This window comes from Actinoallomurus sp. CA-150999 (assembly GCF_050942425.1).
In the GTDB taxonomy this organism is placed as follows: Bacteria; Actinomycetota; Actinomycetes; order Streptosporangiales; family Streptosporangiaceae; genus Actinoallomurus.
In genome coordinates this window covers 6,537,076-6,562,163 of the sequence record NZ_CP192063.1, presented here as the reverse complement: position 1 = coordinate 6,562,163, position 25,088 = coordinate 6,537,076, and the positions used below count along the sequence as shown (strand labels likewise).

Below are 25,088 nucleotides of genomic sequence, written 5' to 3'. Positions count from 1 at the left end.
ACGCGATCGTGGCGCCGGAGCCGGAGGTCTCCGGCGCCACGCCATGCCCGGCCTGATCCGGGCCGTCTGCGGACTTCCGCGAGGCGAAGGCCGTCGGCGGAGCGAGCGTCAGCGGCCGGCGCCGAGCGCGGCGGGGGAGAGGTAGCGCCGGTCGACGTCGTCCAGGGCGCTTCGAATCCCGCCGACGGCGACGGCGGTGTCGCCGAGTGCGGACAGCGCGAGCCGGGGCCGTACGAGGGCGCGGCGGCGGAGATGCCGCTCGACGACCGTCAGCAGCCGCTCGCCGGCGCGGGACACGCCTCCGCCGATCACGATCAGCTCCGGGTCGAGGAGCAGGCAGGCGGTGGCGAGGCCGCGGGCGAAGCGGGCGGCGATCTGGTCGATGATCGACTCGGCGATGGCGCTGCCGGCCGACGCGGCGTCGAACAGCGCGGCCGCGTCGTCGTGCGGCCTGGCCCGCAGCATGACCTCCGCCAGCCGGGTGTCGCCCCGACCTTTCGCCTCCGCGAGCGCGAGCTCGATGATGGCGGAGGCGCCGACCTGGCGTTCGAACGGTCCCATCGTGTCGCGCGTGATGACGCCGTCGGATCCGGGCTGCTCGGCGAGGTCGAGGAACCCGATCTCGCCGGCCGCCGCGTTCGCCCCCTGGAGCAGGCGGCCGTCGATCATGATGCCCGCGCCGACGCGGGCGCCCCACTGCACGAACACGAGGTTCTCCGTCGCCGTCGCGGTCCCGCGCCAGCGCTCGGCGAGGACGGCGAGGTTGACGTCGTTGTGGACGGCGATCGGGCAGGCGAGCAGCGAGCGGAGCTCGGCGGCGACGGGGAGGGAGGCCCAGCCGGGGATGCTCGGAGCCAGCGTGACCGTTCCCGTCCCGGGGTCGACGAGTCCCGGGCTGCCGATCGCCGCGGACAGCACCTCGTCGGCCGGGACGCCGGCCTCGGCCAGAACCTCGGTGGCGATGCCCAGGAGGGCCCGGAGGACGTCCTCCCCGCGGCGGAGCCGGTGGGTGTCGTGGCGCCGCTCGGCGATCACGTTGCCGTCCAGGTCGGCGACCATGGCGAGGATCTTGTGCGGTCCGACGTCGGCGCCGAGGACGTGGCCCGCGCCGGACCGGAACCGGACGACGGCGGCGGGGCGGCCGATCCTGCCTTCGCGGCCGGCCCCGGATTCCTCGCCCTGATCGGCGTCCTCCGCCCAGCCTTCGGCGCGCAGCGCCTCGATGGCCCGGGTCACGGCGGGCCGGGACAGGCCGGTGGCCGTGACCAGGTCCGCGACGCGCTGGGGTCCGCCCGCGCGCAGCGCGTCGAGCACCGTCACGACGTTGATCCGCCGCAGTACGTGCGGCCCTGTACCGACCGGCACCGACTCGCTCGTCAAAAGATCACCTCTTGACCGATGGTCTCGTGAGCGTTTTAGTTACGAACGATACGTTACTAAATCCCCGCCGAGTCGTCCGGTGCCCGGAGAGCACCGGCGTCTTCTCCCTCCGCCGTTCCGCGTCTTCCGCCCCAGAAGGCAGGTTCGCCATGAGATCATTCCTCCGCCGTGCCCTAGCGCTCGCCGTGCCCCCGGTGCTGGCGCTGGGCCTCATCACCCCCGGATGGGCCGCGGCCCCCGGGCCCGCACGCTCCCGGCCGGGGTCGCCCGCGCTCGTCCAGGCGACGACCGGCGCCTCCGGTTACGGAAATCCCTACAACGACTACCGGCGCTCGCCGTACGGGGTGATGCAGACCCCGCAGGAGCAGCAGTCCCTGCCGCCGGTCAAGGACGACCCGAAAGAACCGTTCGACTGGTACCGCTATCCCCGCGCCGCCATCGGCGTGTACGGCGGACCGGAACGGTCCATCATCACCCCCGAGGGCTACCTGCAGAACGAGTACGGCGCCCTCACGTTCGCCACCGGAGACTCCCGGACCCCCGTGAACCAGCGGGTCAAGACCTGGGTGGACGGCTACCTGCCGATCATGTCGGAGCAGTTCGACTCCGGCGGAGTCCAGCACGCGATCCGGTTCTTCGCCGCCAAGGTCCCGAACGTCGCCAAGCTTCCGTTCACCCAGCCGTACGGCCTGCCGGCCAAGAAGGTGACGGCCGACGTCGACAACATGGTGAACTTCGTCAAGGTCAGTCTCACCAACCCGGGCTCGTCGCCGGTCACGCACCGGTTCTCGGCCACGCTCGACCTCACCAAGGGCATCGGCGCCATCAACGGCAACACCGGCCCGAGCAAGCCCGCCTCCCCGGGCTGGGACGACGACCACCGCGTCTACGGAGGCGACGGGAAGCTCCTCCTGGTCTCCGGGCAGGCGCCGAGCGGCACCGACGGAGCCACTCAGGACTACGACGTCACGCTCCAACCCCACCAGACCCGGACGCTCACCTTCGCGATGCCGTACTTCGTCGGGCAGGACTCCGACACCGCGCCGATCAAGGGCGCGGACTACGACGGGTACGAGCAACAGACCGCGCAGTTCTGGCACAAGACCCTCGACCAGGCCGGAACGGTCCTGCAGGTCCCCGGCAGCGGCGCCGAGACCAAGGTGCTGGACGCCTACAAGGCCAACCTGGCGTTCTCCCTGATCCTGATGAACGTCATCGACGGCCGGTACTACTGGAACGCCAACCCGACCATCTACGCCCACTACTGGCTGCGCGACACGGCCTTCGACATCGACGGCATCCTCAACGCCGGCTTCACCGACGTCGCCAAGCAGGTCACGCTCGAGATGCTCGACTGGCAGTCCGACTCGGGGCAGTTCATCTCCCAGTCGGGACAGTACGACGGCAACGGCGAGGCCCTGTGGGCCTTCGCCAACTACTACGAACGCACCCATGACACCGAGTTCGCCCGCCAGGTCTGGCCCGCCGTCCAGCGGGCGATGGACTGGGAGTGGCAGGTCCGCCGGCAGTACTGGCAGTCCGACGACGGCCTGTTCCCCGCCTCCACGATGAAGGACGACGAGGGCGTACGCGGGCACGTGCTCACCTACGACCTGTGGAACATCGCCGGCGAGGAGGGGGCCGCCAAGATCGCCGAGGCGGTCGGCGACGGCGCGACCGCCACGACCTGGAAACAGCGCCGCACGCAGTACATCGGCATCCTGCGGTCAAAGCTCGCCCCGCAGGTGAAGAAGCTGGGCGTCATCCCGCCGACGACCGAGGGCATGGCGGCGCCGGGCGTCCGCGACGGCTGGTACGGCGGCGTGTACGGGATCGACTGGGGCAACCTCGAGGCCGTCTGGCCCGCGAACGCCTTCCGTCCGAACGATCCGTGGATCACCAAGAGCCTGGCCACCTGGCGGGGCAAGACGTTCGAGGGGATCTTCGGCTATCCGTCCGGCGGTGTGGAGAGCACCCTGCACTCCTACACGCCGATGTCGCTGTCGATCACCGACATCCTCCGCGGCGACCAGGACGCGGCGCTGTCGTCGCTGTACTCCCTGCTGACGCACACGTCGGCCGCACACATGGCCTCGGAGGGCATGGCCTCGGCCCAGCGCTGGGGATGGTCGAGCACGGACCAAACGCAGCCCCATGCCGAGTTCGCCGGCAAGTACCTGACGTTCCTGCGCGACATGCTCGCCTATGAAGCGTCGGACGGATCCCTGCACCTGGCCAACGTCTGGTCGCCGCAGTGGAACAAACCCGGCCAGACCGTCGGCTTCAGCGGGGACACCGACTTCGGCCCGATGTCCTACACCGCCGCCGTCGACGGGAAGGGCGCCACGATGCGCCTCACGCCGCCGACCCGCGGCACCCCGAAGAACCTCGTGATCTCCGCGCCGGACGGCACCGTCCTCACCTCGGTGACCGTGGACGGCCGCCACACCGGCGGGATCTCCGGGAAGCAGGTCACCCTGACCTCGCCGGGGAAGGCGAGCGTGATCCGGCTGAACTGGACGAGGACACGGTCCGTGCCGCAACTCGGCGTCGCCCGCGCGGCCGCCGACTACGAGGCGAACTACCAGCGGATGACGTCGCCGACCGATGCCGCGGTCACCGCCGTCAAGTCCGACCACCGCGTCATCGAGGCGGGCGCGCCGCTGACGGTCACCGGGACGGTGGTCAACAACGGGGGAGCGGGCTACCTCGCCGACCCCCGCGTCGTGCTCTACGTGAACGGCCAGGCGACCCAGACCGACACGACGACGTTCGCCCGGGGGATCGGGTTCACCACCCCCGCCCGGATCGTCTCCTTCGGCCACCACGACGAGGGCACCGTGTCCGCGGTGTTCTCCCCGCAGCTGTGCGCTCCGGGGCACTACACGATCGGCATCGGGCTCGGATCGGCCGCGCCCACCCACACCGTCGAGGTCGACGTCCGCGCTCCGTCGAAGTCCACGCCGCCGACGGCGACGCTCGAACTGTCGCCCGGCTCGCCGTACGTCGACGGCGGCGGGAAGGCCACCGTCACCGGCAAGGTCACCAACACCGGCTGTCTCGCGGTGACGGGAACGAAGGTGACCCTCGCCACGCCGGACGGCTGGACGGCCACGCCGCAGGACCCGGCCGAACTCGGCACCATCGAGCCGGGCGCCTCGGCGACCGCGTCCTGGACGCTCACCCCGCCCGCGACGCTTCCGGACCCCGACACGACCGTGAACGTCGGCGCCTCGGCGACCTTCACGGACGGCCCCGGCGGCACCGGGAAGGCGAACGGCTCGACGACCTTCACCGCCTTCGCCGCGCCGTCGGCCGACTATCGCACCGTCGCGGGCACCGCCACCCACGTCGGACAGCTCGGCGACCGGTTCGCCGTCTTCGCCGACGGTAAGGACCAGTGGGGGCGCACCGACCAGTTCGGCGCCCTCTACCGCAAGGGCGCGGGTAAGGAGGCCATGACGGTGACCACCAAGGTCACGCGGCAGGATCCGACGGGTGTCTGGGCCAAGGCCGGCATCGTCGTCCGCAACGACCTGTCCGCCAAGAGCCCCGGCTACGTGATCCTGGCGGCCACGCCCGCGAACGGCGTCGTCATGCAGTGGGACGCCAACGGGGACGGTTACCTGGACACCACCCTGAACACCGGGTTCTCCGGATACCCCGTGCAGCTCAAACTCGTACGGTCCGGGGCGACCTTCACCGGGTCCTTCAGCCTCGACGGCAAGACCTGGCAGCAGGTCGCCACCGCCCAGGTGCCGAGCGCGGCGGCCACCCAGGACGTCGGCCTCTCGTCCGCGGCCGTCACCGGGGACACCTCAGGCAAGATCTCCGGCGCGGAGTTCACCGGCTTCGGAATCGAGTAACGGAGAGTCGGCGCCCGCGTCTCCCGCGACCCGGGAGGGGCGGGCGCCTTCTCGTCAGGGGAGCGCCCGGTCCACGATGTCGAGGGCGTCCTCCTTGATCCTCGTGGTGGACTCCTTCGACACCTGCGGGAACGCCCTCTGCAGCTCGCGTCGCCCGGCCACAGTCAGTGCGCCCCCGGCGGAGATCAACCCACTGCCGACGGCGATGGCGGCGGCCCACGGCGGGAGTGACGCGCCCGCGCTCGTACCGCCGCCGACCAGCGGGTATGGCTCTGAACAGGGACTCCGGGAAGGAGACTGTGACATGACGCTGTTCCTGGCCCTCATCATCGTGGCGATCGGGCTCGGCATCGCCGGAGTCGCGGTGAAAGGCCTCTTCTACCTACTGATCATCGGCATCCTGGTCTTCCTGGCCAACCTGGTGCTCGGCGGAATCCGGATCGGCCGCCGTCGCGGCCCCCGCGCCGCCCGCTGACCCGTCCACACCGGCGTGTCCGAAGCCGGAGAGCGAGCGCGACCAGCCGATGTCCGGCTCAGCGAAAGCGATTCCGTCCATCCCGAGGGCCTGCGCTCAGGGCGGCCAAGGCGAAAGATCCCGTGTCGGTCCGCACCTCTCGATCGACGTTGTGTGATCATCTAGCTACTCATCGTGATGAGGAGATGCCTCCTCACGCGGACCGATCACACAGGAGACACCATGCCTTCCGCCGCCTTCACCACGGTCGTCGCTGGATCGGCGCTGGTCGCAGGGGTCGCGCTCTCGGCTGCCATTCCCGCCCTGGCCGCCATCGGCGGTGCGCACACCCCTGGAGCGCGCGCCGCCGCCACGGTCAATGCCGACGGAACCGTCGTGCGCTCCACCGGCGTCACCTCCGTCCGCAAGATCAGCACGGGTGAGTACTGCATCGAACTCGACCCGGACATCAACGCCGCGAAGACCGTGCCCGTCGCCACCCCACGCTCGCCATCCATCTGGGAAGCCGCCCTGTTCATCGACGACCGCGCCTCCAAATGCGGAGACACCGCCCGGAACATCTTGGTCGCGACCGGCAAGACAACAGGCGGCTTCCACGACGTCCCCTTCAACATCGTCGTCGACTGACCCCACCCCGCCTGCCTCACCGGGCTGAACGACCGCGTCCCCGCCGAAGTAAGCGGGGACGCGGTTTCGTTCTACCGGCCCCACGCTGATACCCAGCCCAGGTCGGCCGCCTCTTGCCAGGAGCGGTTTCGCGAAAATGATCATGGCATGTGCGGAACTGGGTGATCATGGAGGGGTGAGCGAAGGCAGCGGCATCGACGTGACCACCCCGAGCACCGCGCGCATCTACGACTTCCTGCTCGACGGCAAGGACAACTTCGCGGCGGACCGGGAGGCGGCGGCGCGGCTGCTGGAGGCGTCGCCCAATGCCAAGGCCATGGCGCAGGGGAATCGCCGCTTCATGGTCCGGGCGATCCGCGTGCTGGCGGAGGCGGGCGTCCGGCAGTTCATCGACCTCGGCACCGGCATCCCCACCTCGCCCAACGTGCACGAGGTGGCACGGCGGACCCACCCGGACGCCCGTGTGGTGTACGTCGACCACGATCCGATCGTGATGGCGCACAACCGGGCGCTGCGGGCCCGGCCCGAGGGCGTTGTCGCGATCGGGGGAGACCTCCGCCGGCCGCAGGAGATCCTGGACCACCCCGACGTGCGGGAGCTCATCGACTTCGACCGGCCGGTCGGCGTGCTGTGCCTGGCGGTCCTGCACTTCGTCTCCGACGCGGAGGACCCGGACGGTGTCCTGGCGGCGCTGCGCGCGCGGATGGCGCCCGGCAGCCACCTGGTCATGAGCACGACCTCCTCGGAGGGGTTCTCCGAAGACGAGGTCGAAGAGATCACGGCCAGCTACACCGGTGTGACGTCCGGGCTCACCCTGCGCTCCCGGGCGCGGATCGAGCGCTTCTTCGACGGACTCGAACTCCTGGAGCCCGGCGTGGTCGACATCTTCAAGTGGCGGGCCGACGAGCCGCTCGTCGAAGGAGGGAAGCTGCTCGCCGGCGTCGCCCGCAAGAACGCCTGACCGCCACTCTCACCCGGCGCCCAGGAGACGGGACAGCGCGTCGAGTACGGCCGGCCAGGCGTCCGTGAGCGGGTCGATCACCGCGAAGTGGCCGACGCCGGGCAGCTCGGTGAGGGTGCAGTCGTCTCCTGCCGTCCGGGCCGCCTGTGCGTACGCCCGCGACTGCTCGACCGGGACGCTGTCGTCCGCCGACCCGTGGACCAGCACGGACGGGATCGAGGAGGGCAGCAGCGCCGACGGGTCGGCGAGCGCGGTCCGCTCGGGCAGACCGGCCGCCGGGCCGCCGAGCAGCTCGTCGGCGGCGCTGTCGCTCAGGCCCAGCTCCGATGCCACCGCGAGGGCGGCCACGGGGGCCAGCGCGACGACGCCGCGCACGCTCGGCGGCTCGGGCAGGTGCCAGGGGGCCGACGCGGGCAGCCGGGCGCGGGAGGCGGCCCACAGCGCGAGGTGCCCTCCCGCGGAATGGCCGAGCAGCACGACGTCACCAACCCCGCCTGGGACCGCCTCGTCCGCCAGCGCCGGCACGGTGTCGACGGCGCGGGCGACGTCGTCGAACGTGTCCGGCCAGCCGCCACCGTCCTGACCGACGCGGCGGTACTCGATCGCGGCTGTGGCGAAGCCGCGGGAGGCCAGGTCGTCGGCCATCGGGCCGGTGTGCGCCCGATCGAAGCGGGAACGCCAGAAACCGCCGTGCACGATGATCACGAGCGGTCTCGTCACGGGCCGATCGCCCCGGGGGAACCGCAGGTCGGCGACCTGGTCCGGCAGGCGCCCGTAGGCCACGGTAGCGTCCGGATCGGGCGCCGGACGGGTCAGAACGTCCGAAGACACAGGACGGCCTTTCTAAAAGCCCGGGAACACCCGGCGCAGGTCGTCGAGCGTGACAGCGTCCGAGGCGAGAGTGACCGAGTCCGGCGTGTGCGCGGGCGCGTGCCGGCCGGTGACGAGACGCAGCCACCACTCAGCGGGAGCGGTGAGGACCCCGTCGGGCCGGTCGGGGGACTCCACGAGCGCCACCGGGTGACGGCCGTCCACCGATCGCTCCGAGAGTGCCACCGGGTCGCGTACGTCGAGGCCGAACTCTCGTTCCGGGGCGGTCGTCCGGACCGCGAGGGTCACCTGGCGGCCTCCGAGCGCGTCGGCCTTGCCGAGGAAACCGATCAGCATGCCGGCGTGGTCGATCAGCAGGTCGGTGCCCTCCGGCGACAGGGTCGCCGCCGGGTCGAACGCGACCTCGACGTCCCACGTGTGATGGGTGAGCTCGTAGAGGCGCAGGCCCGTCACGGTGGCGAGGTCCACCGGCGCGGGCATGAACCCCAGGTCGACGAGCAATTCCTCCCTGGTCGGAGCGTCGAGCTCCTCGTACCGGCCGATCAGCGTGTCGTTCGAGCGCAGGAACTCTTCGGCTCGCTCGGTCGGAGACATGGCGTCCCACCGCGCCCAGACGGTCTGGTTGAACTCCTGGCCCGGATGGCCCGTGCCGCTCAGCGCCCCGTCGAGTGCGGCGAGGGAGATCTCGGCGCCGCTGCCCATGTGGCTCAGCACCTGGGAGACGTCCCACTCGGACGCTCCCGACGGGCGGGAGAGATCGGCCTCGCCGAACCCGCGCACGCGGACGGCCAGCCGCTCGTAGTCGGTGCGCAGCGCCTTGATGTTCCGATCGGTCCGTTCTGTCATCGTCGGTCTCCCAAGGGCGTCGTGATCGTACGGAGCATCGCGGAAGCCATCATGTCACCAAGCCCCTCCCGCCTCCGGCGGCGGACGTCCGAGATCTCCGGCCGCGAGGAGGCCACCGCGTAACATCGGCACATGAACGCGCGCCGGGACGTCGACCACGTTCGTCCCGAGTCGCAGCCGACCGGCCGCGACGGTGACGCGCGAAGGACGAACGCCATTGCCCAGGGCGGCCGCCCGCCGGAGACCGGTCCGCTGGAGGGCGGTGCGCCGGAGGCCGGCTCGCTGGAGGCCCGTCCGACCGAGACCGGTCCGCCGGAGACTGCGGCCGCACGGCTCACGGTCCGCGACATTCTCGGGCTGGACCTGGTCGCGACGTGGGGGCCGGAGGTCGTGGCGGGCGCGGCGCACCTCGACCGGCCGGTCCGCTGGCTGCACGTCGCCGAGGCCGCCGACGTCTCCGTGATGCTCACCGGCGGGGAGATGGTGCTGACCACCGGGCTGCTGCTGGCCGGCGACGAGCGGGTCCAGACGGACTATATGGAGTCGATGCGCCGCGCCGACGTCGCCGCCGTCGTGCTCGGCCTCGGCCGGGCGTTCCGGACCACGCCGGAGGCCATGCGCCGGGCGGCCGAGCGCTGCGGGGTGCCGCTGATCATCCTGCATCGGCCGGCGCCGTTCGTCCGGCTGACGGAGGAGGTCCACTCGCGCCTGCTCCACGGCCGGTTCGCCACCCTGGACCTGTCCGACCGGATCCGGTCCTCGCTCACCGCACTGAACCTCTCCGGGGCGACGTTGCAGCAGCTGCTCGACGAGATCGCCTGTTACGGCGGCTGTCCCGTCGTGCTGGTCAACCTCGCGCAGCGGGTCCTCGCCTCGGCCGGCGACAAGGCGTCGCTCAGCGAACTGCTCCGCGACTGGGACCGCGTGTCCCGGCAGGTCGCCGAGCTCGCCGGCAGCGGACCGGTCACCGTCGAACCCGACGGGTGGATCGTGGTCTCCCTGGAGGCCCGCGGCCGGCAGTGGGGCCGGCTCGTGTTCTTCGGCTACGCCGGGTCGGACGAGTTCGGCCTCGTGCTGGGCACGCGGGCGGCCGAGGCGCTGGCCATGCACCGCCTGCTCGGCGACCGCGACCACGGTTGGGAGGCGCAGGCGGCCGAGGCCCTGCTGCTGGACCTGGCCTCCGGCTCGGCCCGGCCCGAGCAGTTGTTCACCCGCGTACGGGCCGCCGGCCTGCCGGTGAACCGCCGGACGTTCGTCCCGCTGGTGGTCCGGCTCCTCGCCGACGGGCCCGGAGAGACGGAGCCCGACGGCGTTCCTGAGCTGATCGAGCGGGCCGTGTCGGAGGTCCCCGAGGTGGCCGGGCTCGTCGCGCGGATCGGCGAGGAGGGCACGGCCGCCCTCCTGAGCATCCCGTACGGCGAGGACTCCGACGCCGCCATGTGCCGTGTCGCGGTGCGCATCCGGGAGTCGCTGAACGCCCGCGGCCGGAGGGCCGTGCTGGGTGCCGGGTTCGCCTGCTCGATGCTGGACGAGGTGCGCCGGTCCTTCGTCGAGGCGGTCCACGTCGCCGACGCGGCGGTGGCCGCCCCGCAGGCCGGCCCGGTGGCACGGCTGGGCGACGTACGCCTGCGCGGGCTGGTACGCCTGCTGCGCGACGATCCGGAGCTCCAGGCCTTCATCGAACGCGAACTCGGCCCGCTGCTGCGCGACCCGTCCCTGCTCGGCGTCCTGCGCACCTACATGGAGAACGGGCGCAACAAGTCCCTCGCCGCCCAGGCGCTGCACGTCAGCCGCCCCACGCTCTACCGTCGTCTGCAGCGCATCGAGGCGTTGCTCGGCATCGACCTGGAGGACTGGGAGCGCCTCACCTCCCTGTACGTCGCCCTCCTCGCCCACGAGGGCCAGCGCGCGACCGGCCCCTGATCAAGGCTCTCGGAGTATCCGGGGCGCGATGGCGGCGGCCACCGTGCCGGCGGCCGAGGACGCGGCGACGGTCCCCCAGGCGATCGGGCCCAGCGGGGTGCAGCCGAAGAAGTGGCTGACACCGGGTGTCTCCACGATGCCGACGAGCACCGCGGCGGAGGCGACACAGGTGACCAGGACGAGTGGGTTGCCTCGTCCGATGCTCAGGGTCTGGCCGAGCTGGGTGCTCACCAGTGCCGCCAGGCCCATGGTGTCGGCTCGGCGGGAGCGGCCGGTGATCCGGCCCGCGTACCATGCGAGGCTCGCGCCGAGGGCGGTGCCGCCTCCACGGATGGCGAGGGTGCGTGCCAGGTCGGCTCCGGACAAGGTGACCGGACCGGTGGCGAGGACACCGTCGCCGTGTCCGCCAGGCGGACGATCGTCGGTTCGGAGCGCGACGGCGAGGGCCGGCAGCATGTCGGTGAGCATGTTCACCAGCAGCAGTTGCCGGGTGTTGAGGGGTGCCCTGCCGCCGACCGCGGTGCCGAGGAGGGTGAAGGCGACCTCCCCGGCGTTACCGCCCACCAGGATCGACACCGCGTCGCGTACGCGGCTCCACAGTGCGCGGCCCTCGGCGAGCGCGTCGATGAGGCGGAGCGGGTCCGGGTCGGTGAGCACCAGGTCGGCGGCGCCTCGGGCGGCCGTGGACGACCTGGCGGCCATGCCGATTCCGACATCGGCGAGCCGGATCGCCGCCGCGTCGTTCGCGCCGTCCCCGGTCATCGCCACGACGTGCCCGGCCTGCTGCAGTGCCTGCACGATACGGACCTTGTGCTCGGGCGAGACCCGGGCGAACACGCTCGTACGGCGCACCCGGTCGAGTCGCTGCTGTTCCGACAGCAGGTCGAGCTCGGCTCCGGTGAGTACGGCGTCGTCGTGGGGAATGCCGAGCTGCCGGGCGACGGCCGTGGCGGTGGTCGGATGATCGCCGGTGATCAGGGCGATCCGGACACCCGCCTTCGTGAGCCGCTCGATCGTCTCCGACGCGGTGGGCCGCGGCAGGTCGGCGATCGCGACGAATCCGAGCAGGGTCAGCTCCTGGGCGAGGGCGTCGAGGTCGCACGGCAGGGGTTCGCCACAGGGGTGGGTCTCGGCGACGGCGATGACCCGCAGCCCGTCCGCGGCGAGGCTTTCGACGCGGGCGGTGGCGGCCCGCAACCGGTCCGGCGTCAGTGGCCGGCCGTGGTGGTCCCGGGTGCAGCGGCTGAGGATCACCTCCGGTGCCCCTTTGACGGCCAGGACGAGGCCGGGGGAGTTCGTGCCGCAGGACGCGGCGTATCCCCGGTTCGTCTCGAACGGCATCTCCCACGACAGCTGCCAGTCCTCATCCGGGCCGAGCCGCTCGCCGGCTCGCTCCACGATGGCCCGGTCGGTCGCATGGATGATCACGTCTTCGGCCTTGGGACAGGCACGGGCGGCGGCGCGCAGCAGCCGGCGCCCCTGCCGGCCGTCCTCGCTTAGTTCCCGGTCGATGTCGGCCAGGCGGGCGAGAGTGAGCCTGCCTTCGGTGAGGGTGCCGGTCTTGTCGAAGCAGAACGTGTCGACGCGCCCGAGCGCCTCGAGCGTCCGCGGTGACCGCACCAGGATCCCGTGCTTGGACAGTCGCCGTGCCGCCGCCAGCTGGGACACCGTCGCGACCAGCGGCAGGCCTTCGGGAACGGCGGCGACCGCGATCGCGACGCCGGAGGCGATCGCCTGCCGGACCGGCACGCGATGGGCCAGCGACAGTGCGGTCACCGCGGCGCCCGCGATTCCGGCCGTGGGCATGGTGACGCGCGTCAGTTCTCCCAAGCGCGCCTGCACACCGACCGGCTGTGTGCCATCGCCGGCGGCCGACGCGGCGGCGGCCGATGCGGCCCTGCCCGCCTCGGTGGCCGTACCGGCCGCGACGACCACTCCGAGTGCCCTGCCGGTGATGATCGTCGTGCCCTCGTACAGCATGCAGGACCGGTCCGCCAGGTCGGCGCCGGGGGTGGTGGCGGTGTCCTTGGGCACGGGCAGCGACTCACCGGTGAGGGTGGCCTCGTCAACCTCCAGGCATTCACACTCCAGCAGCCGCACATCCGCCGGGACGACGTCTGAGCCGTGCAGAGAGATGACGTCTCCGGGTTTGAGCCGATCGGCGGGCACGGACCGGACGGACCCGTCTTCGTCGATCAGCCGCGCGGGCAGCCGCTCACCGAGCAGCAGGGACCGCAAGGCGCGTTCGGCGCGGACGCGTTGCAACCCGCCGATCACCGCGTTCCCCGCCATCACCCCGCCGACCAGCGCGGCGTCCACGCCCGATCCGACGATCGCCGAGGCCGCCGCCCCCAGCGCCAGTACCGGCGTCAACGGGTCTCGGAGCTCCCCGTTCACCGCATGGGCGAGCTGTGTCATCAGCCCGTCGGGCCGCGTCCTCTCGCGATCGGGTTCCCCGTCGTCGACGGCGGTGGCGGTCTCGCCGAGCCGGTGAAGGACCTCCTCGGGGGTCATCTCGTGCCAGCGGCCTCGCGGTTCCGGATCGGGTACGGGCGACCGGGCCAGCCGCCGAGCGCTGATCGCGCCGCTGAGGACGGCGACGCCCGCGGCGCTGTGGGCGGGGGCGAGCCCGGCCCGGGTACGCCGCCGGCCCGATGTCGTCAGCAACGCTCCCAAGGCGCCACCGCCGACCGCGAGCCGGGCCGATCGCTCGCTGACCTCCCGTGCCGCCTGAAGGCTCCGTAGAACCCGCCATGCCTGCTCCAGGCCCGAACCGCAGATGAGATCGGCGGACCAGCACACCCACGGCCCGCACAGCACGGCGACGCCGACGTCCGCGGCGGCCAGGGCCGCGTCGTCGCGGTCGCTGATCACCAGCACGCAATGACCCTCCGCCTGCAGGCGGCGGACCTCGTCGGCGACGTCCGCCCCGGCCGGAACCGTCTCATCCACCCACGAGGCGAATTCGGCGGCGGCCGGATGCTCGGTCAGGAGCACCCGAAGTCCGCCGGAACCCGCCGCCCCGATCAACGCGTCGGCCAGCGGATCCGGTTCACCGCCGCAGGCGAGCACCGTCGAGTCGATGACCACCGTCGAGACGCGGTCCAGGCGGCGGAGCGCGGAGGTGTTCATCGGCAGTGTCCCCGCGAGGCTCAGCTCGTGGCAGAGCATCGCGGCGAACGCCTCCCGGCCGGACCGGGCCGCCTTCGGCACCGTCGCGAGGAGCAGGTCCGCGGCCTTGCCGGCATCCCGGGTCCAGGCGAGCACGCCGCCCGCGGCGGCCAGCGCGGCGAGCGAGGACCGCTCGCCGGCCTTCTCGACCGGGCCGGGCGGCAGCGGTATCGGGCGGGCCGGGCGTGGTGCGGCGGCCGGCGCGGACTGATATGCGCGCAGTTCCAGTGCCCGCCGTTCCCAGACCAGTCGCCGTGATCGCGCCTCCATCAGGCCCAGCGCCCGCGCGGCCACGTCCACCGTCAGCGGGAACGGATCGGCGGTGACGACGTAGGCGGCGGAATCGACGAGCTGGAACAGTAGATCCGAGTGCGTCTTACCGAGCCGGCTCTCCAGCGCGGCGCGCAACCGCGGCTGGGACTCGGCGAGCACGACGGGCAGCCGTATCGCCTGGTGCGGTAGCGCACGCAGGCTCAGCCGGCCGGCGGTGGCCAGCACCGCTCCGGCCAGGCCGGAGGCGAGCGCCACGGTCGCCGAGTACTCCGCCGACGGGTCGCCGGGAATCTCCGGTTTCGAGCGTGAAAAGGGCTGCGCCTGCGCGCCGTGTTCCTCTTCGACCGCCTCGATGGTGCCGAGGACCGTGTCGAGATCCACGTGGTCGTTGTCGAATGAGACGAGAACCTGCTGAGTGACGGCGTTGATCTCGGCCCAGTGCACGCCCTTCAGCCGGCCGAGAGCCTCGGTGACCTCGTCGCCGAGCACATCCCCATCGGCGCCCGCCAGCCCGCGGACCTCCAGATGAGCCTCACCGTCACCGCACCACATCCGCCGCCGGAACCGTTGCCGCCCCACGTCGCGCAGTTCCCCGGCCGCCACGGCGAAGATCTCCCCGGCGCGCAGCCTCATCTCACCGGCCGCGGCGGGCACCTGCCACACCCCGCCCGTACCCGGCCGCACCGCCGACACGACCCGGGACACGGCACGGCGACCCGTACCCGCCCCGCGGCCGGTCCAGCGGGCGGCACGCCCGGCCACGCCTCCGGTGACCGCGACACCGCCGGCGGCCAGTTTCAGCGACCGTCCCGCGGCCGCCATCGCCGAACTCCCGAGAGAACCGATCACACCCCACCCACCCAGCCGCCATGCCGTTGACCAGGCAATACTTCCCCGGCTCAGGTGCGATAGTCCCCACGCCGGGCAAGGAGATCGTTAACGCGAGCAACGGCGATCGATGTAGCTTTCACGGTCATCGACGGCTGGGCGGCGACCCACCCGCGGGTGTCGACGCAGGCCAGCCCGGTTTGATCAGCCGACCGTGCGGGACCGCACGCCCGGGCGGCGGGCCGTCTGATTGATCGCGTTTCGCCGGTCGTCCTACTGTCGTCGGAAACGCTCCCACCGCGTGAGTCAGGGGGCGCGCGCTCCGCGCGTGCCACGCCGCTTCGTCTCCAGGTGAGGAGCAGGATCAGTGATCAAGATCCCCCGCACGCCCCGCCGGCGCACGACGCGCTCGGCCCTGCCGTCCGCCGTGACGGCGGTCGTCGCCGTGGCCGCCCTCTCGGTCGCCGCCACGCCCGCCGCGAACGCCGCGAGCACACTGAAGTCCGCCGCCGCGTCGAAGGGCAAGACGTTCGGCGCCGCCGTCGCCAACTACCACCTCGGCGAGTCCCAGTACGCGAGCACCCTCGACACCGAGTTCTCCGGCGTGACGCCGGAGAACGAGATGAAGTGGGACACGACGGAGCCGTCGCGCGGGTCCTTCAACTTCGGCGCGGCGGACTCGATCGTCGCGCACGCGCAGAGCCACGGCATGAAGATCCGCGGCCACACGCTGGTGTGGCACAACCAGCTTCCGGGCTGGGTGAGCGGCATCTCCTCCGGCTCGGACCTGAACAACGCGATGACCAACCACATCGCGCAGGTCGCCGGCCACTACCGGGGCAAGATCTGGTACTGGGACGTGGTGAACGAGGCGTTCAACGAGGACGGCTCGCGCCGCCAGTCGGTGTTCCAGCAGCGCATCGGCAACGCCTACATCGAGAACGCGTTCCGCGCCGCGCACAGCGCCGATCCGAACGCCAAGCTCTGCTACAACGACTACAACACCGACGGGCAGAACGCGAAGAGCAACGCGATCTACGCCATGGTGCAGGATTTCAAGAACCGCGGCGTCCCCATCGACTGCGTCGGCTTCCAGTCCCACCTCGGCAGCAACCAGGTCCCCGGTGACTACCAGGCCAACCTGCAGCGCTTCGCCAACCTCGGCGTCGACGTGAACATCACCGAGCTCGACATCGCCGGCTCGGGCCAGCAGCAGGCCGACGACTACGCCAAGGTCGTCCGCGCCTGCGTCGCCGTCTCGCGCTGCACGAGCATCACGACCTGGGGCGTCACCGACAAGTACTCCTGGCGGAGCGGCAGCACCCCGCTGCTGTTCGACGGCAACTACGCCAAGAAGCAGGCCTACTACTCGGTCATCTCCGCCTTCGGCGGCTGACCCGCCCAACGCGGAGAGCGTACGGAATGCCCGGCGACCAGGGGCGACTGGTTCACCGAGCATTCCGTACGACGGGGACTACGCCGGCGCGCCCTCCGGGGCCGGGCCGGCGATTCGGCGGGTGGCCGGGAACAGGCGGGTCAGCAGGATGTACAGGACGAACGCCGAGCCGAGGCCGACGGCCCAGCCGTAGTCGGCGAGCGGCTTGAGCACCGGGATCAGGCCGTCGGTGGGGAACGGGCCGGTGCCGGGGGCGGAGTACGAGCCGCCGATCGCCAGGACGCCGCCGACCGCGAACGCGGCGACGGCCCGCCAGTTCCAGCCACCGTCGTACCAGTAGCGGCCCTCCGCCCGGTACAGGTCGGGCAGGTCCAGGCGGGTGCGGCGGAGCACCCAGTAGTCGGCGATGAGGATCCCGGCCACGGTGCCGAGCAGGCCGCCGACCGTGCCGAGCCAGGTGAAGATGTACGCCTGCGGGCTGGCCAGCAGCTTCCACGGGAAGATGACGACGCCGACGACCGCGGTGATCAGGGCGCCGGTGCGGAAGGTGACGTGCCGCGGCGCGATGTTGGACAGGTCGAACGCCGGCGAGACGACGTTGGCCGCGATGTTCACCGAGAGGGTCGCGATGAGCACGGTGACCAGCGCGTACAGGACGCCCGCCCAGTTGTCGAGCTTGGCGGTGAGCTCGATCGGGTCCCAGATCGCCTTGCCGTACACGGCCTGCGAGCCGGAGGTCACCAGGACCGACAGGAGCGCGAACGCGGTCATCGTGGTCGGCAGGCCGAGCGACTGGCCCCAGAACTGCGCACGCTGGTTCGCGCCGTACCGGGTGAAGTCGGGGATGTTCAGCGACAGGGTGGACCAGAAGCCGATCATGCCCATGAGGGCGGGGAAGAAGACCTTCCAGAAGCCCGAGCCCCACCCGAGTTTCGACGGCTGGTCGATGATCGGCCCGAACCCGCCGGCCTTGACGCTCATCCAGATCAGCAGCGCGATCGCGCCGACGATGACGAACGGCGCCGCCCAGTTCTCGAAGCGGCGCAGCGTCTCCATGCCGCGCATGATGATCGCGATCTGCAGGACCCAGAACAGCGCGAAGGACAGCCACTGCGTCCAGGGATAACCGCCGACGTGGGCGGCGCCGGTCCACCAGTCGCCGAGGAGCTTCCCGGCGAGCAGGAAGATGCCGGACCCGCCGATCCAGGTCTGGATGCCGAACCACGCGCAGGCGACGGCGGCGCGGACCAGCGCGGGCAGGTTCGCGCCCCGGACCCCGAACGAGGCGCGCGCGAAGACCGGGAACGGGATGCCGTAGCGCGGTCCGGCGTGGCCGGTGAGCAGCATCGGCACGAGGACGATGACGTTCGCAAGGGCGATCGTGAAGACCGCCTGTTTCCAGTCCATGCCGAGCGCGACGAGGCTGGAGGCGAGCGTCCAGGAGGCGAGGTTGTGGGCCATGCCGACCCACAGCGCGGTGAAGTTGTAGGTCGTCCACCGCCGCTTGGCGATGGGGACGGGCAGCAGGTCCTCATTGGCGTACGGGCCGGTGGGCACGGCCGCGCCGGGCGGGAGTTCGACGCGGCCACCGGAGACGGCGGGTTCGGCGGGCGAGGGCGAGGTGGCGGTCATGGGCGACTCCTCGGGAGGGGCTGGAAAGAGTCAGCCGGTCAGCGCGGGGATGATCGTCTTTCCGTAGGCGTCGATGGTCGATTCCTTGGCGTCGTGCATGTCGTAGACGGCGAACTGGTCGACGCCGAGATCCCGCAGGGCCGCGAGTTTGGCGATGTGGGCCTCGGCCGGGCCGATCAGGCAGAACCGGTCGACGATCTCGTCCGGGACGAACGCGGTGTCCGGGTTGCCGGAGCGGCCATGGTGCGCGTAGTCGTAGCCCTGACGGGCCTTGATGTAGTCGGTGAGCTCGGTGGGCACGAGCGAGGACGACTCGCCGTACCTGCTCACGAGGTCGGCGACGTGGTTGCCGACCATGCCGCCGAACCAGCGGCACTGCTCGCGGGCGTGCGCCAGAGCCGCGGGCGCGTCGTCCGCGGTGACGTACGCGGGCGCGGCGACGCAGATGGTGACCTCGCCGGGGTCGCGGCCGGCGGCGACCGCGGCGTCCCGGACGGCCTTGACCAGCCACTCGGTGAGGTAGAGGTCGGCGAGCTGGAGGATGAAACCGTCGGCCTTCGCACCGGTCAGGGCCAGTGCCTTCGGCCCGTACGCCGCCATCCAGACCGGCAGCCGGGAGCCCGCCTTCACCCACGGGATGCGGATGGAGGTGCCGTCGACCTCCGCCGGCCGTCCCTCCGCGAGGTCGCGGATGACGTGCATGGCCTCGTCGAGCACGGCGAGGGTGTTCGGCCGGCGGCCCGCCACGCGCATCGCGGAGTCGCCTCGTCCGATGCCGCAGACGGTCCGGTCGCCGAACATCGAGTTGAGCGTGGCGAACGTCGAGGCGGTGACCTCCCACGTCCGGGTGCCGGGGTTCGTGACCATGGGGCCCACGATCAGGCGCTCGGTCTGCGCCAGGATCTGGCTGTAGATCACGAACGGCTCCTGCCACAGCACGGCCGAGTCGAACGTCCAGCCGTACGAGAAACCGGCCCGCTCGGCGCGGCGCATCAGCTCGATCACGGCCGACGCGGGCGGATCGGCCTGAAGGACGAGTCCGAAGTCCATGTCACGCGCCTTTCTCAGCCGAGGTACTGGCAGGTCTCGCGGGCGATGAACCGGCCGTGGCCGGCCCGGCCGGCGTAGGACCGGTCGTCGACGACGACCTCGCCGCGCGACAGGACGGTCTGGACCCGGCCGCTGACGGTCCGCCCCTCGTACGCCGAGTAGTCGACGTTCATGTGGTGGGTCTCGGCGGACATCACCTGGGTGGCGCCCGGGTCGTAGATCACGATGTCGGCGTCGGCGCCGGGCGCGATCGTGCCCTTGCGGGGATACAGGCCGAACATCCGGGCCGGGGTCGCGCAGGCGATCTCGATCCAGCGGCGCCGGGAGATATGGCCGTCGACGACCGCCTGGTGGAGCAGGTCCATGCGGTTCTCGACCCCCGGCAGGCCGTTCGGGATCTTCGAGAAGTCGCCCAGGCCGAGCTCCTTCTGGCCCTTGAAGCAGAAGGGGCAGTGGTCGGTGGAGACCACCTGCAGGTCGTTGGTGCGCAGGCCTCGCCAGAGGTACGCCTGGTGCTCCTCCGGCCGCAGCGGCGTGGAGCAGACGTACTTCGCGCCCTCGAAGTCCGGCTCGGCGAGGTTGTCGGTGGACAGGAAGAGGTACTGCGGGCAGGTCTCGCCGAAGACGGGCAGGCCCATGTCGCGGGCCTGGGAGAGCTCGGCGACGGCCTCCATCGCCGAGACGTGCACGACGTACAGCGGCGCCCCGGCGACCCGGGCGAGCTGGATCGCGCGGTGCGTGGCCTCGGCCTCGAGCAGCGCGTGGCGGACCTCGCCGTGGTAGCGCGGGTCGGTGCGCCCGGCGGCGAGGGCCTGCTCGACCAGCACGTCGATCGCGATGCCGTTCTCGGCGTGCATCATGATCAGCCCGCCGTTCCCGGCGGAGCGCTGCATGGCGCGCAGGATCTGGCCGTCGTCGCTGTAGAAGACGCCCGGGTAGGCCATGAACAGCTTGAAACTGGTGACGCCCTCGTCGACCAGGCCGTCCATCTCCTTCAGGGTGTCCTCGTTGACGTCGGAGAGGATCATGTGGAAGGCGTAGTCGACCGCGCACTGCCCGTCGGCCTTGGCGTGCCATGCGTCCAGCCCGCTGCGCAGCGACTCCCCGACGCTCTGCACGGCGAAGTCGACGATCGTCGTCGTGCCGCCCCACGCGGCCGCGCGGGTGCCCGTCTCGAACGTGTCGGAGGCGAACGTCCCGCCGAACGGGAGCTCCATGTGGGTGTGGGCGTCGACGCCGCCCGGGATCACGTACTTGCCGGCGGCATCGATGACGCGGTCGGCGGACTCCGCCCAGCTCCGCGCGACCTCGCTGTCGCGGGCGGCGAGCGCGGTGATCCGGCCGGACTCGATGAGGATGTCGGCGTTCGTCTCGTCGGCGGCGGTGATCACCAGTCCGCCACGGATCACAGTGGTCCCCATGCGGCTATCTCCCTCGGTCGGCTCTGCCGGTCACTGTTCCACGAGCGGGCCGTACGCGTCCGGACGGCGGTCCCGGTAGAACGCCCACTGCTGCCGGACCTCGTCGATCAGGCCGAAGTCGAGGTCGCGGACGACGAGCTCCTCCTCCTTGCCCGAGGCGACGTCGCCGACGAACTGGCCGCGCGGGTCGACGAAGTAGCTGGTGCCGTAGAAGTCGTTGTCGCCGTACTCCTCCACGCCGACCCGGTTGATCGCGGCGACGAAGTACTCGTTGGCGACCGCGGCGGCGGGCTGCTCCAGCTTCCACAGGTACGACGACAGCCCCCGATGTGTCGCCGACGGGTTGTAGACGAGCTGCGCGCCGGCCAGGCCGAGGGCACGCCAGCCCTCCGGGAAGTGCCGGTCGTAGCAGATGTAGACGCCGATACGGCCGACGGCCGTGTCGAACACCGGCCAGCCCACGTTGCCGGGCCGGAAGTAGAACTTCTCCCAGAAGCCCTTGACCTGCGGGATGTGGTGCTTGCGGTACTTGCCGAGGAAGGTGCCGTCCGCGTCGATGACGGCCGCGGTGTTGTAGTAGAAGCCGGACTGCTCGAGCTCGAAGACGGGCACGACGATGACCATGCCGGTCTCGCGGGCGAGCGCCTGCATCCGTCGTACGGTCGGCCCGTCCGGCACCGGCTCGGCCCACCGGTAGTGCTCGGCGTCCTGGACCTGGCAGAAGTACGGAGCGTTGAAGACCTCCTGGAAACCGATGACCTTCGCGCCCTGCGCGGCGGCCGCGCGGGCGTGCTCCTCATGTTTCGCGATCATCGTCTCGGTGTCGCCCGTCCAGGTCGCCTGGACGAGGGCCGCGCGCACGATCGGGCTCATCGGATCTTCCCTCCGGAAAAGATGTCGTCCTAAGGGCGAAAAGGACAACGCCCGCCTATGACGGCTGACGCTACGAGCCCGCCGATAGGACGTACAGTGCCACGCTGTAACGCGATCCTGTCTCCATGTTCCACCACGTCATCTGCGGCGATATGGCCCAGGCGCATGTTGCGAACAGAAGTGTCCGGTGTTAATTCCCCGTTCCCTCTTGTTCGATGAGCCAGCGCGCGATCTGTGTCCTGGAGTGGAAGCCGAGTTTGTGGAGGATCCGCTCGACGTGGCCCTCCGCCGTGCGCTCCGCGACCACGAGCGTGCTGGCGATCTGCCGGTTGCTCATGCCCTTGGCGATGAGCCGGGCGACCTCCGTCTCCCGCGGGGTGAGCGGCGAGCCCGGAGCGGTGCCCGGCGGACCGGAGGAGGGCGAAGGCTGTTCGAGGGCGTAGGCGAGCGCCTCGTCGTCGGGCATCGCGGTCCCGCGCCGGACGGCGGCCTGGAACGCCTCGTCGCCGAGGGCGGCGCGGACACGGGCCTCGCACTCGTCGTGGTACCGGAGGAGATTCCCGTACCCGGACAGCGGCGCGCTGATCGCCTGCCAGGTCCGCTGCCGGATCCCCATGAGCATGGCGGCCCTCTCGTGATTCCCGCCGGTTGCGGCGATCCAGGCCAGCACCTCTTCCCCGACCGCGACGCCCAGCCGGTCGTCGAGCGCGTGGTTGAACCGCAGGCTCTCCTGTTCCAGGGAGGCGGCGCGCGGCAGGTCGCCCTGGCGCCACACCTCGACGCCGAGCGCGAACGTCGTGTACCCCTTGTGCCATACCTCCCCGTGGGCGTCGCACACGGCGATGCCCTCCTCCGCGGCGGCGACGGCGCGCGCGGACTCGCCGCGCAGGGAGTGGGCCAGAGCCAGCCGCATGAGCGAGAGCACCAGACCGGCCAGGTCACCCGTGGTCCGGTGCAGGGCCACCGCCTCCCGATAGCAGGGGATCGCCGCTTCGACCTCGTTCCGGTAAACGGCGATCATCCCGGAGTAGAGCGCGACATACGCCTGGACCGACGTCAGCCCGAGACGCTTCCCGATGGCGAGGCCCTCCTCGAGCATCGACCCGGCCGCGTCGAGGTCGCCTTGGATGATGGCGACCCAGGAACAGGTCCACAGGGCCCGCGCCCGGACGGCGTCGGGCCGCAGGCACGCCGCGAGGCCCCGATCCAGCCAGTCGCGGCCCTCACCGAGGCAGTAGCCACTGATCCAGTAATAGAGCAGGTCGGTGGCCATGCTCAGGCCGGCCGGGGCGTCGTCCGGTTCGGCGTGGTACTGCTCCAGCGCGGCGCGCAGGTTCGGGTGGTCGGCCCGCAGCCGGGTGAACCACTCCACCTGCGACGGGCCGAACAGGTTGGCGCACGCGTCGGCGGCCATCCTCCGGTAGTGGTCGCGGTAGCGGCGTCGCAGCGTCGCCTCCTGCCCGGACTCGGCGAGGCGTTCCCGGCCGTACGCCCGGATGACGTCGAGCAGCCGGTATCGGACCCCGGCGGGGCCCTCCTCCCGGATCAGGACGGACTTCTCCACCAGCCCGGTCACCAGGTCGACGATCTCCTCTTCGGCGATGCCGTCACCGGCGCAGACCGCCTCGGCCGCGGTCAGGTCCAGGCCGCCGTTGAACACCGAGATCCGCGCCCACAACAGGCGCTCCTTCTCGTCGCACAGGCCGTGGCTCCAGCCGACCAGCGCTCGCAGGGTCTGATGGCGGGGCAGGACGGCCCTCGAGCTCGCCGACAGCAGCCGGAACCGATCGTCGAGCCGGTCGAGCAACTCGTTCACGGACAACGCCCGCAGCCGTACGGCGGCCAGCTCCAGCGCGAGGGGGATGCCGTCGAGCCGGTGACAGATCCGCTCGACCACGTCGCGGTTCTCGTCCGTTATCGCGAATTCGGGCACCACCGCCGCAGCCCGATCCCCGAAGAGACGGATCGCGTCGGAGACGGGGGGCGTGGAGATGCGTTCTCCATCGGTGTCCGGCAGCGCCAGCGGCGGGACGGTGAGCGTCCGCTCGGCGAAGATCCCCAGGGGTTGCCGGCTCGTGGCGAGGATCCGTAGCTCCGGCACGGCGGCCAACAGGGCATCGGCCAGGACGGCGCACGCCTGCACCAGGTGCTCGCAGTTGTCCAGGACGATCAGTGCCCGTGTGCCGTCGAGGTGTTCGATGAGCACGTCGAGGGGCGGCCGGGAGGATCGATCGCGGATCTCCAGTGCCTCGACGATGGCATGCACGAGCAGCTCCGGCCGGTCCAGAGACGCCAGCTCGATGAACCACACTCCGTCGGGGAAGGCCCGCTGCAGGCCGTCGGCGACCTTGAGGGACAGCCGGGTCTTGCCCACCCCGCCGGGACCGGTGAGCGTCACCATCCGGCATTCGGACAGGAGCCGCCGGACGTCGTGGATCTCCTGTCGGCGTCCCACGAAGCTGGTCAACTCCGCGGGCAGGGCCGACGTTCGGTGGCGGTGCAGGGCGTTGGACGACATGGCGCGCACGGGCTTCCCTGGAGTCCGGCCCGGCGTCGGCCGGGCCGGACTCCGGATCAGGGCAGGGGCCGTTCCTGGGCCGGTTCGAGCCGGGCCCCGTCGAAGAACCCGGACCCCATGTACACCAGTGGGGCCACGTCGAGACAGGTCGCGGCGAGGACCCGGCCGATGAAGATGGTGTGCGTGGCGGCGCGGACGCGTTCGCGGACCTCGGCCTCGAGACTGGCGCACGCTCCGTCGAGGATCGGGCTGCCGTGCTCGCCCATGTGCCAGTGCACGTCGCGGAACTTGTCGGGGTTCTTGGTCGCGAAGTGCCGGGCCACGCCGGCCTGGTCGCCGGCGAGGAGGTTCACCGCGAACCGCTCCGCGCGGAACAGCGGTTCGTAGGTCGAGGAGGTCTTCGCCACGCAGACGAGGATCAACGCGGGGTCGAGCGAGACGCTGGAGAACGCGTTGACCGCGAGGCCGCGCGGCGCGCCGCGGTCCATGGTCGTGACGATGGTCACGCCGGTGACGAACTTGCGGTGGAACGCACGCAGGTGATCGGCGTCGACGACGGATGGAGCGATGTTCGTGGTGTCTGTCATGTGACGTCCCGCAGGGTCAAGATGCCGAGAGTTGTCAGGAGGTCGCGCGGATCCCAGGTGACCCACTCCTCGGCGATGAGGGGCCCGTCGAAGCGCGCGATGGTGATGCCGGAGACGACGACCTCGCGTTCGGTGGGCGGCACGTCGAGGAACTCCCCCTGGTGGGTCCCCACGCTGTGCCAGCGGACCACCGTCTTCTCATTCTCGCTGATGAGGTCGTCGATGGTGGTAACGAGGTCGGGAAACGCCCGCTTGACCATGGTGATGGCCTTCTTCAGGCTCGCGGCGTCCTGATCCCCGGACTGTGTATGGCGCACGTATCCGGGCGCGAGCAGCTCGTCGAGCGCGTCGACCCGGCCGTCGTTCCAGGCGCGGTGCCAGACGTCGGCGATCCGCTGCTTCCTCTGCTCAGTGCCGTTCATGATCACGT

At 71.3% G+C, this 25,088-nt stretch carries 18 protein-coding genes; 6 read left to right on the top strand and 12 right to left on the bottom strand.

Annotated elements, in window-relative coordinates; all coding sequences use genetic code 11:
* Nucleotides 1–108: 108 nt before the first annotated feature.
* On the bottom strand, nucleotides 109–1,380 hold the full coding sequence (locus ACQP2O_RS30375; protein ID WP_433170966.1) for an ROK family transcriptional regulator: 1,272 nt from the start codon (nucleotides 1,378–1,380) through the stop codon (nucleotides 109–111).
* Between the two features lie 149 nt (nucleotides 1,381–1,529).
* Here ACQP2O_RS30375 and ACQP2O_RS30370 point away from each other — a divergent pair, with 149 nt between their 5' ends.
* Nucleotides 1,530–5,246, top strand: coding sequence for an NEW3 domain-containing protein (locus ACQP2O_RS30370; protein WP_433170964.1), 3,717 nt, complete (start codon nucleotides 1,530–1,532; stop codon nucleotides 5,244–5,246).
* Between the two features lie 54 nt (nucleotides 5,247–5,300).
* Here ACQP2O_RS30370 and ACQP2O_RS30365 read toward each other — a convergent pair whose 3' ends face one another.
* Entirely contained in the window at nucleotides 5,301–5,552 is a 252-nt protein-coding gene (locus ACQP2O_RS30365; protein ID WP_433170962.1) for a hypothetical protein, read from the bottom strand.
* Here ACQP2O_RS30365 and ACQP2O_RS30360 point away from each other — a divergent pair.
* The 3 genes from ACQP2O_RS30360 (at nucleotide 5,551) to ACQP2O_RS30350 (ending at nucleotide 7,309) form a co-directional block, all read left to right on the top strand.
* A complete protein-coding gene (locus ACQP2O_RS30360) occupies nucleotides 5,551–5,721 on the top strand; it encodes a hypothetical protein (protein ID WP_433170960.1) in 171 nt (56 codons plus the stop codon). The genes ACQP2O_RS30365 and ACQP2O_RS30360 overlap by 2 nt on opposite strands.
* A gap of 222 nt (nucleotides 5,722–5,943) precedes the next feature.
* On the top strand, nucleotides 5,944–6,348 hold the full coding sequence (locus ACQP2O_RS30355; RefSeq protein WP_433170958.1) for a hypothetical protein: 405 nt from the start codon (nucleotides 5,944–5,946) through the stop codon (nucleotides 6,346–6,348).
* A gap of 175 nt (nucleotides 6,349–6,523) precedes the next feature.
* Nucleotides 6,524–7,309, top strand: a complete 786-nt coding sequence (locus ACQP2O_RS30350) for an SAM-dependent methyltransferase (RefSeq protein ID WP_433170956.1) — start codon at nucleotides 6,524–6,526, stop codon at nucleotides 7,307–7,309.
* Nucleotides 7,310–7,318: 9 nt separating this feature from the next.
* On the opposite strand, the gene ACQP2O_RS30345 is transcribed toward ACQP2O_RS30350, so the two are convergent.
* Both ACQP2O_RS30345 and ACQP2O_RS30340 read right to left on the bottom strand, forming a co-directional pair.
* Nucleotides 7,319–8,092, bottom strand: a complete 774-nt coding sequence (locus ACQP2O_RS30345; protein WP_433170954.1) for an alpha/beta hydrolase — start codon at nucleotides 8,090–8,092, stop codon at nucleotides 7,319–7,321.
* A gap of 60 nt (nucleotides 8,093–8,152) precedes the next feature.
* A complete protein-coding gene (locus ACQP2O_RS30340; protein WP_433170952.1) occupies nucleotides 8,153–8,986 on the bottom strand; it encodes a maleylpyruvate isomerase family mycothiol-dependent enzyme in 834 nt (277 codons plus the stop codon).
* 132 nt (nucleotides 8,987–9,118) lie between these two features.
* Here ACQP2O_RS30340 and ACQP2O_RS30335 point away from each other — a divergent pair, with 132 nt between their 5' ends.
* Nucleotides 9,119–10,909, top strand: a complete 1,791-nt coding sequence (locus ACQP2O_RS30335) for a PucR family transcriptional regulator (protein WP_433170950.1) — start codon at nucleotides 9,119–9,121, stop codon at nucleotides 10,907–10,909.
* Here ACQP2O_RS30335 and ACQP2O_RS30330 read toward each other — a convergent pair whose 3' ends face one another.
* Nucleotides 10,910–15,175 carry an HAD-IC family P-type ATPase gene (locus tag ACQP2O_RS30330; protein WP_433170948.1) on the bottom strand — a complete coding sequence of 1,422 codons (4,266 nt, stop codon included), beginning with the start codon at nucleotides 15,173–15,175 and terminating at the stop codon, nucleotides 10,910–10,912.
* 373 nt (nucleotides 15,176–15,548) lie between these two features.
* Between ACQP2O_RS30330 and ACQP2O_RS30325 the strand changes: the two genes are divergently transcribed.
* On the top strand, nucleotides 15,549–16,577 hold the full coding sequence (locus tag ACQP2O_RS30325; RefSeq protein WP_433170946.1) for an endo-1,4-beta-xylanase: 1,029 nt from the start codon (nucleotides 15,549–15,551) through the stop codon (nucleotides 16,575–16,577).
* Nucleotides 16,578–16,655: 78 nt separating this feature from the next.
* On the opposite strand, the gene ACQP2O_RS30320 is transcribed toward ACQP2O_RS30325, so the two are convergent.
* The 7 genes from ACQP2O_RS30320 to ACQP2O_RS30290 form a co-directional block, all read right to left on the bottom strand.
* A complete protein-coding gene (locus ACQP2O_RS30320; protein WP_433170944.1) occupies nucleotides 16,656–18,209 on the bottom strand; it encodes an NCS1 family nucleobase:cation symporter-1 in 1,554 nt (517 codons plus the stop codon).
* 30 nt (nucleotides 18,210–18,239) lie between these two features.
* Nucleotides 18,240–19,259 (bottom strand): TIGR03842 family LLM class F420-dependent oxidoreductase, encoded by a 1,020-nt coding sequence (locus ACQP2O_RS30315; RefSeq protein WP_433170942.1) that lies wholly within the window; start codon nucleotides 19,257–19,259, stop codon nucleotides 18,240–18,242.
* A gap of 14 nt (nucleotides 19,260–19,273) precedes the next feature.
* The gene (gene hydA, locus ACQP2O_RS30310; RefSeq protein WP_433170940.1) at nucleotides 19,274–20,680 is read right to left on the bottom strand and encodes a dihydropyrimidinase; all 1,407 of its coding nucleotides are present in this window, start codon (nucleotides 20,678–20,680) and stop codon (nucleotides 19,274–19,276) included.
* Between the two features lie 30 nt (nucleotides 20,681–20,710).
* Nucleotides 20,711–21,553, bottom strand: a complete 843-nt coding sequence (locus ACQP2O_RS30305) for a nitrilase-related carbon-nitrogen hydrolase (protein WP_433170938.1) — start codon at nucleotides 21,551–21,553, stop codon at nucleotides 20,711–20,713.
* A 190-nt stretch (nucleotides 21,554–21,743) separates the two neighbouring features.
* The gene (locus ACQP2O_RS30300; RefSeq protein ID WP_433191203.1) at nucleotides 21,744–24,071 is read right to left on the bottom strand and encodes an ATP-binding protein; all 2,328 of its coding nucleotides are present in this window, start codon (nucleotides 24,069–24,071) and stop codon (nucleotides 21,744–21,746) included.
* Between the two features lie 56 nt (nucleotides 24,072–24,127).
* The gene (locus ACQP2O_RS30295; RefSeq protein ID WP_433170936.1) at nucleotides 24,128–24,658 is read right to left on the bottom strand and encodes a flavin reductase family protein; all 531 of its coding nucleotides are present in this window, start codon (nucleotides 24,656–24,658) and stop codon (nucleotides 24,128–24,130) included.
* Nucleotides 24,655–25,080: an ester cyclase gene (locus tag ACQP2O_RS30290; protein WP_433170934.1), complete on the bottom strand. Its 426-nt coding sequence runs from the start codon at nucleotides 25,078–25,080 to the stop codon at nucleotides 24,655–24,657. The genes ACQP2O_RS30295 and ACQP2O_RS30290 overlap by 4 nt, the downstream gene beginning before the upstream one ends.
* Nucleotides 25,081–25,088 lie beyond the last annotated feature (8 nt).

Bases quoted from the DNA above. Each gene is read 5' to 3' on its own strand.
- ACQP2O_RS30370 (WP_433170964.1), top strand. From the start codon at position 1,530: ATGAGATCATTCCTCCGCCGTGCCCTAGCGCTCGCCGTGCCCCCGGTG.
- ACQP2O_RS30360 (WP_433170960.1), top strand. From the start codon at position 5,551: ATGACGCTGTTCCTGGCCCTCATCATCGTGGCGATCGGGCTCGGCATC.
- ACQP2O_RS30365 (WP_433170962.1), bottom strand. From the start codon at position 5,552: ATGTCACAGTCTCCTTCCCGGAGTCCCTGTTCAGAGCCATACCCGCTG.
- ACQP2O_RS30355 (WP_433170958.1), top strand. From the start codon at position 5,944: ATGCCTTCCGCCGCCTTCACCACGGTCGTCGCTGGATCGGCGCTGGTC.
- ACQP2O_RS30340 (WP_433170952.1), bottom strand. From the start codon at position 8,986: ATGACAGAACGGACCGATCGGAACATCAAGGCGCTGCGCACCGACTAC.
- ACQP2O_RS30335 (WP_433170950.1), top strand. From the start codon at position 9,119: ATGAACGCGCGCCGGGACGTCGACCACGTTCGTCCCGAGTCGCAGCCG.
- ACQP2O_RS30330 (WP_433170948.1), bottom strand. From the start codon at position 15,175: ATGGCGGCCGCGGGACGGTCGCTGAAACTGGCCGCCGGCGGTGTCGCG.
- ACQP2O_RS30320 (WP_433170944.1), bottom strand. From the start codon at position 18,209: ATGACCGCCACCTCGCCCTCGCCCGCCGAACCCGCCGTCTCCGGTGGC.
- ACQP2O_RS30315 (WP_433170942.1), bottom strand. From the start codon at position 19,259: ATGGACTTCGGACTCGTCCTTCAGGCCGATCCGCCCGCGTCGGCCGTG.
- hydA (WP_433170940.1), bottom strand. From the start codon at position 20,680: ATGGGGACCACTGTGATCCGTGGCGGACTGGTGATCACCGCCGCCGAC.
- ACQP2O_RS30305 (WP_433170938.1), bottom strand. From the start codon at position 21,553: ATGAGCCCGATCGTGCGCGCGGCCCTCGTCCAGGCGACCTGGACGGGC.
- ACQP2O_RS30300 (WP_433191203.1), bottom strand. From the start codon at position 24,071: ATGTCGTCCAACGCCCTGCACCGCCACCGAACGTCGGCCCTGCCCGCG.
- ACQP2O_RS30295 (WP_433170936.1), bottom strand. From the start codon at position 24,658: ATGACAGACACCACGAACATCGCTCCATCCGTCGTCGACGCCGATCAC.
- ACQP2O_RS30290 (WP_433170934.1), bottom strand. From the start codon at position 25,080: ATGAACGGCACTGAGCAGAGGAAGCAGCGGATCGCCGACGTCTGGCAC.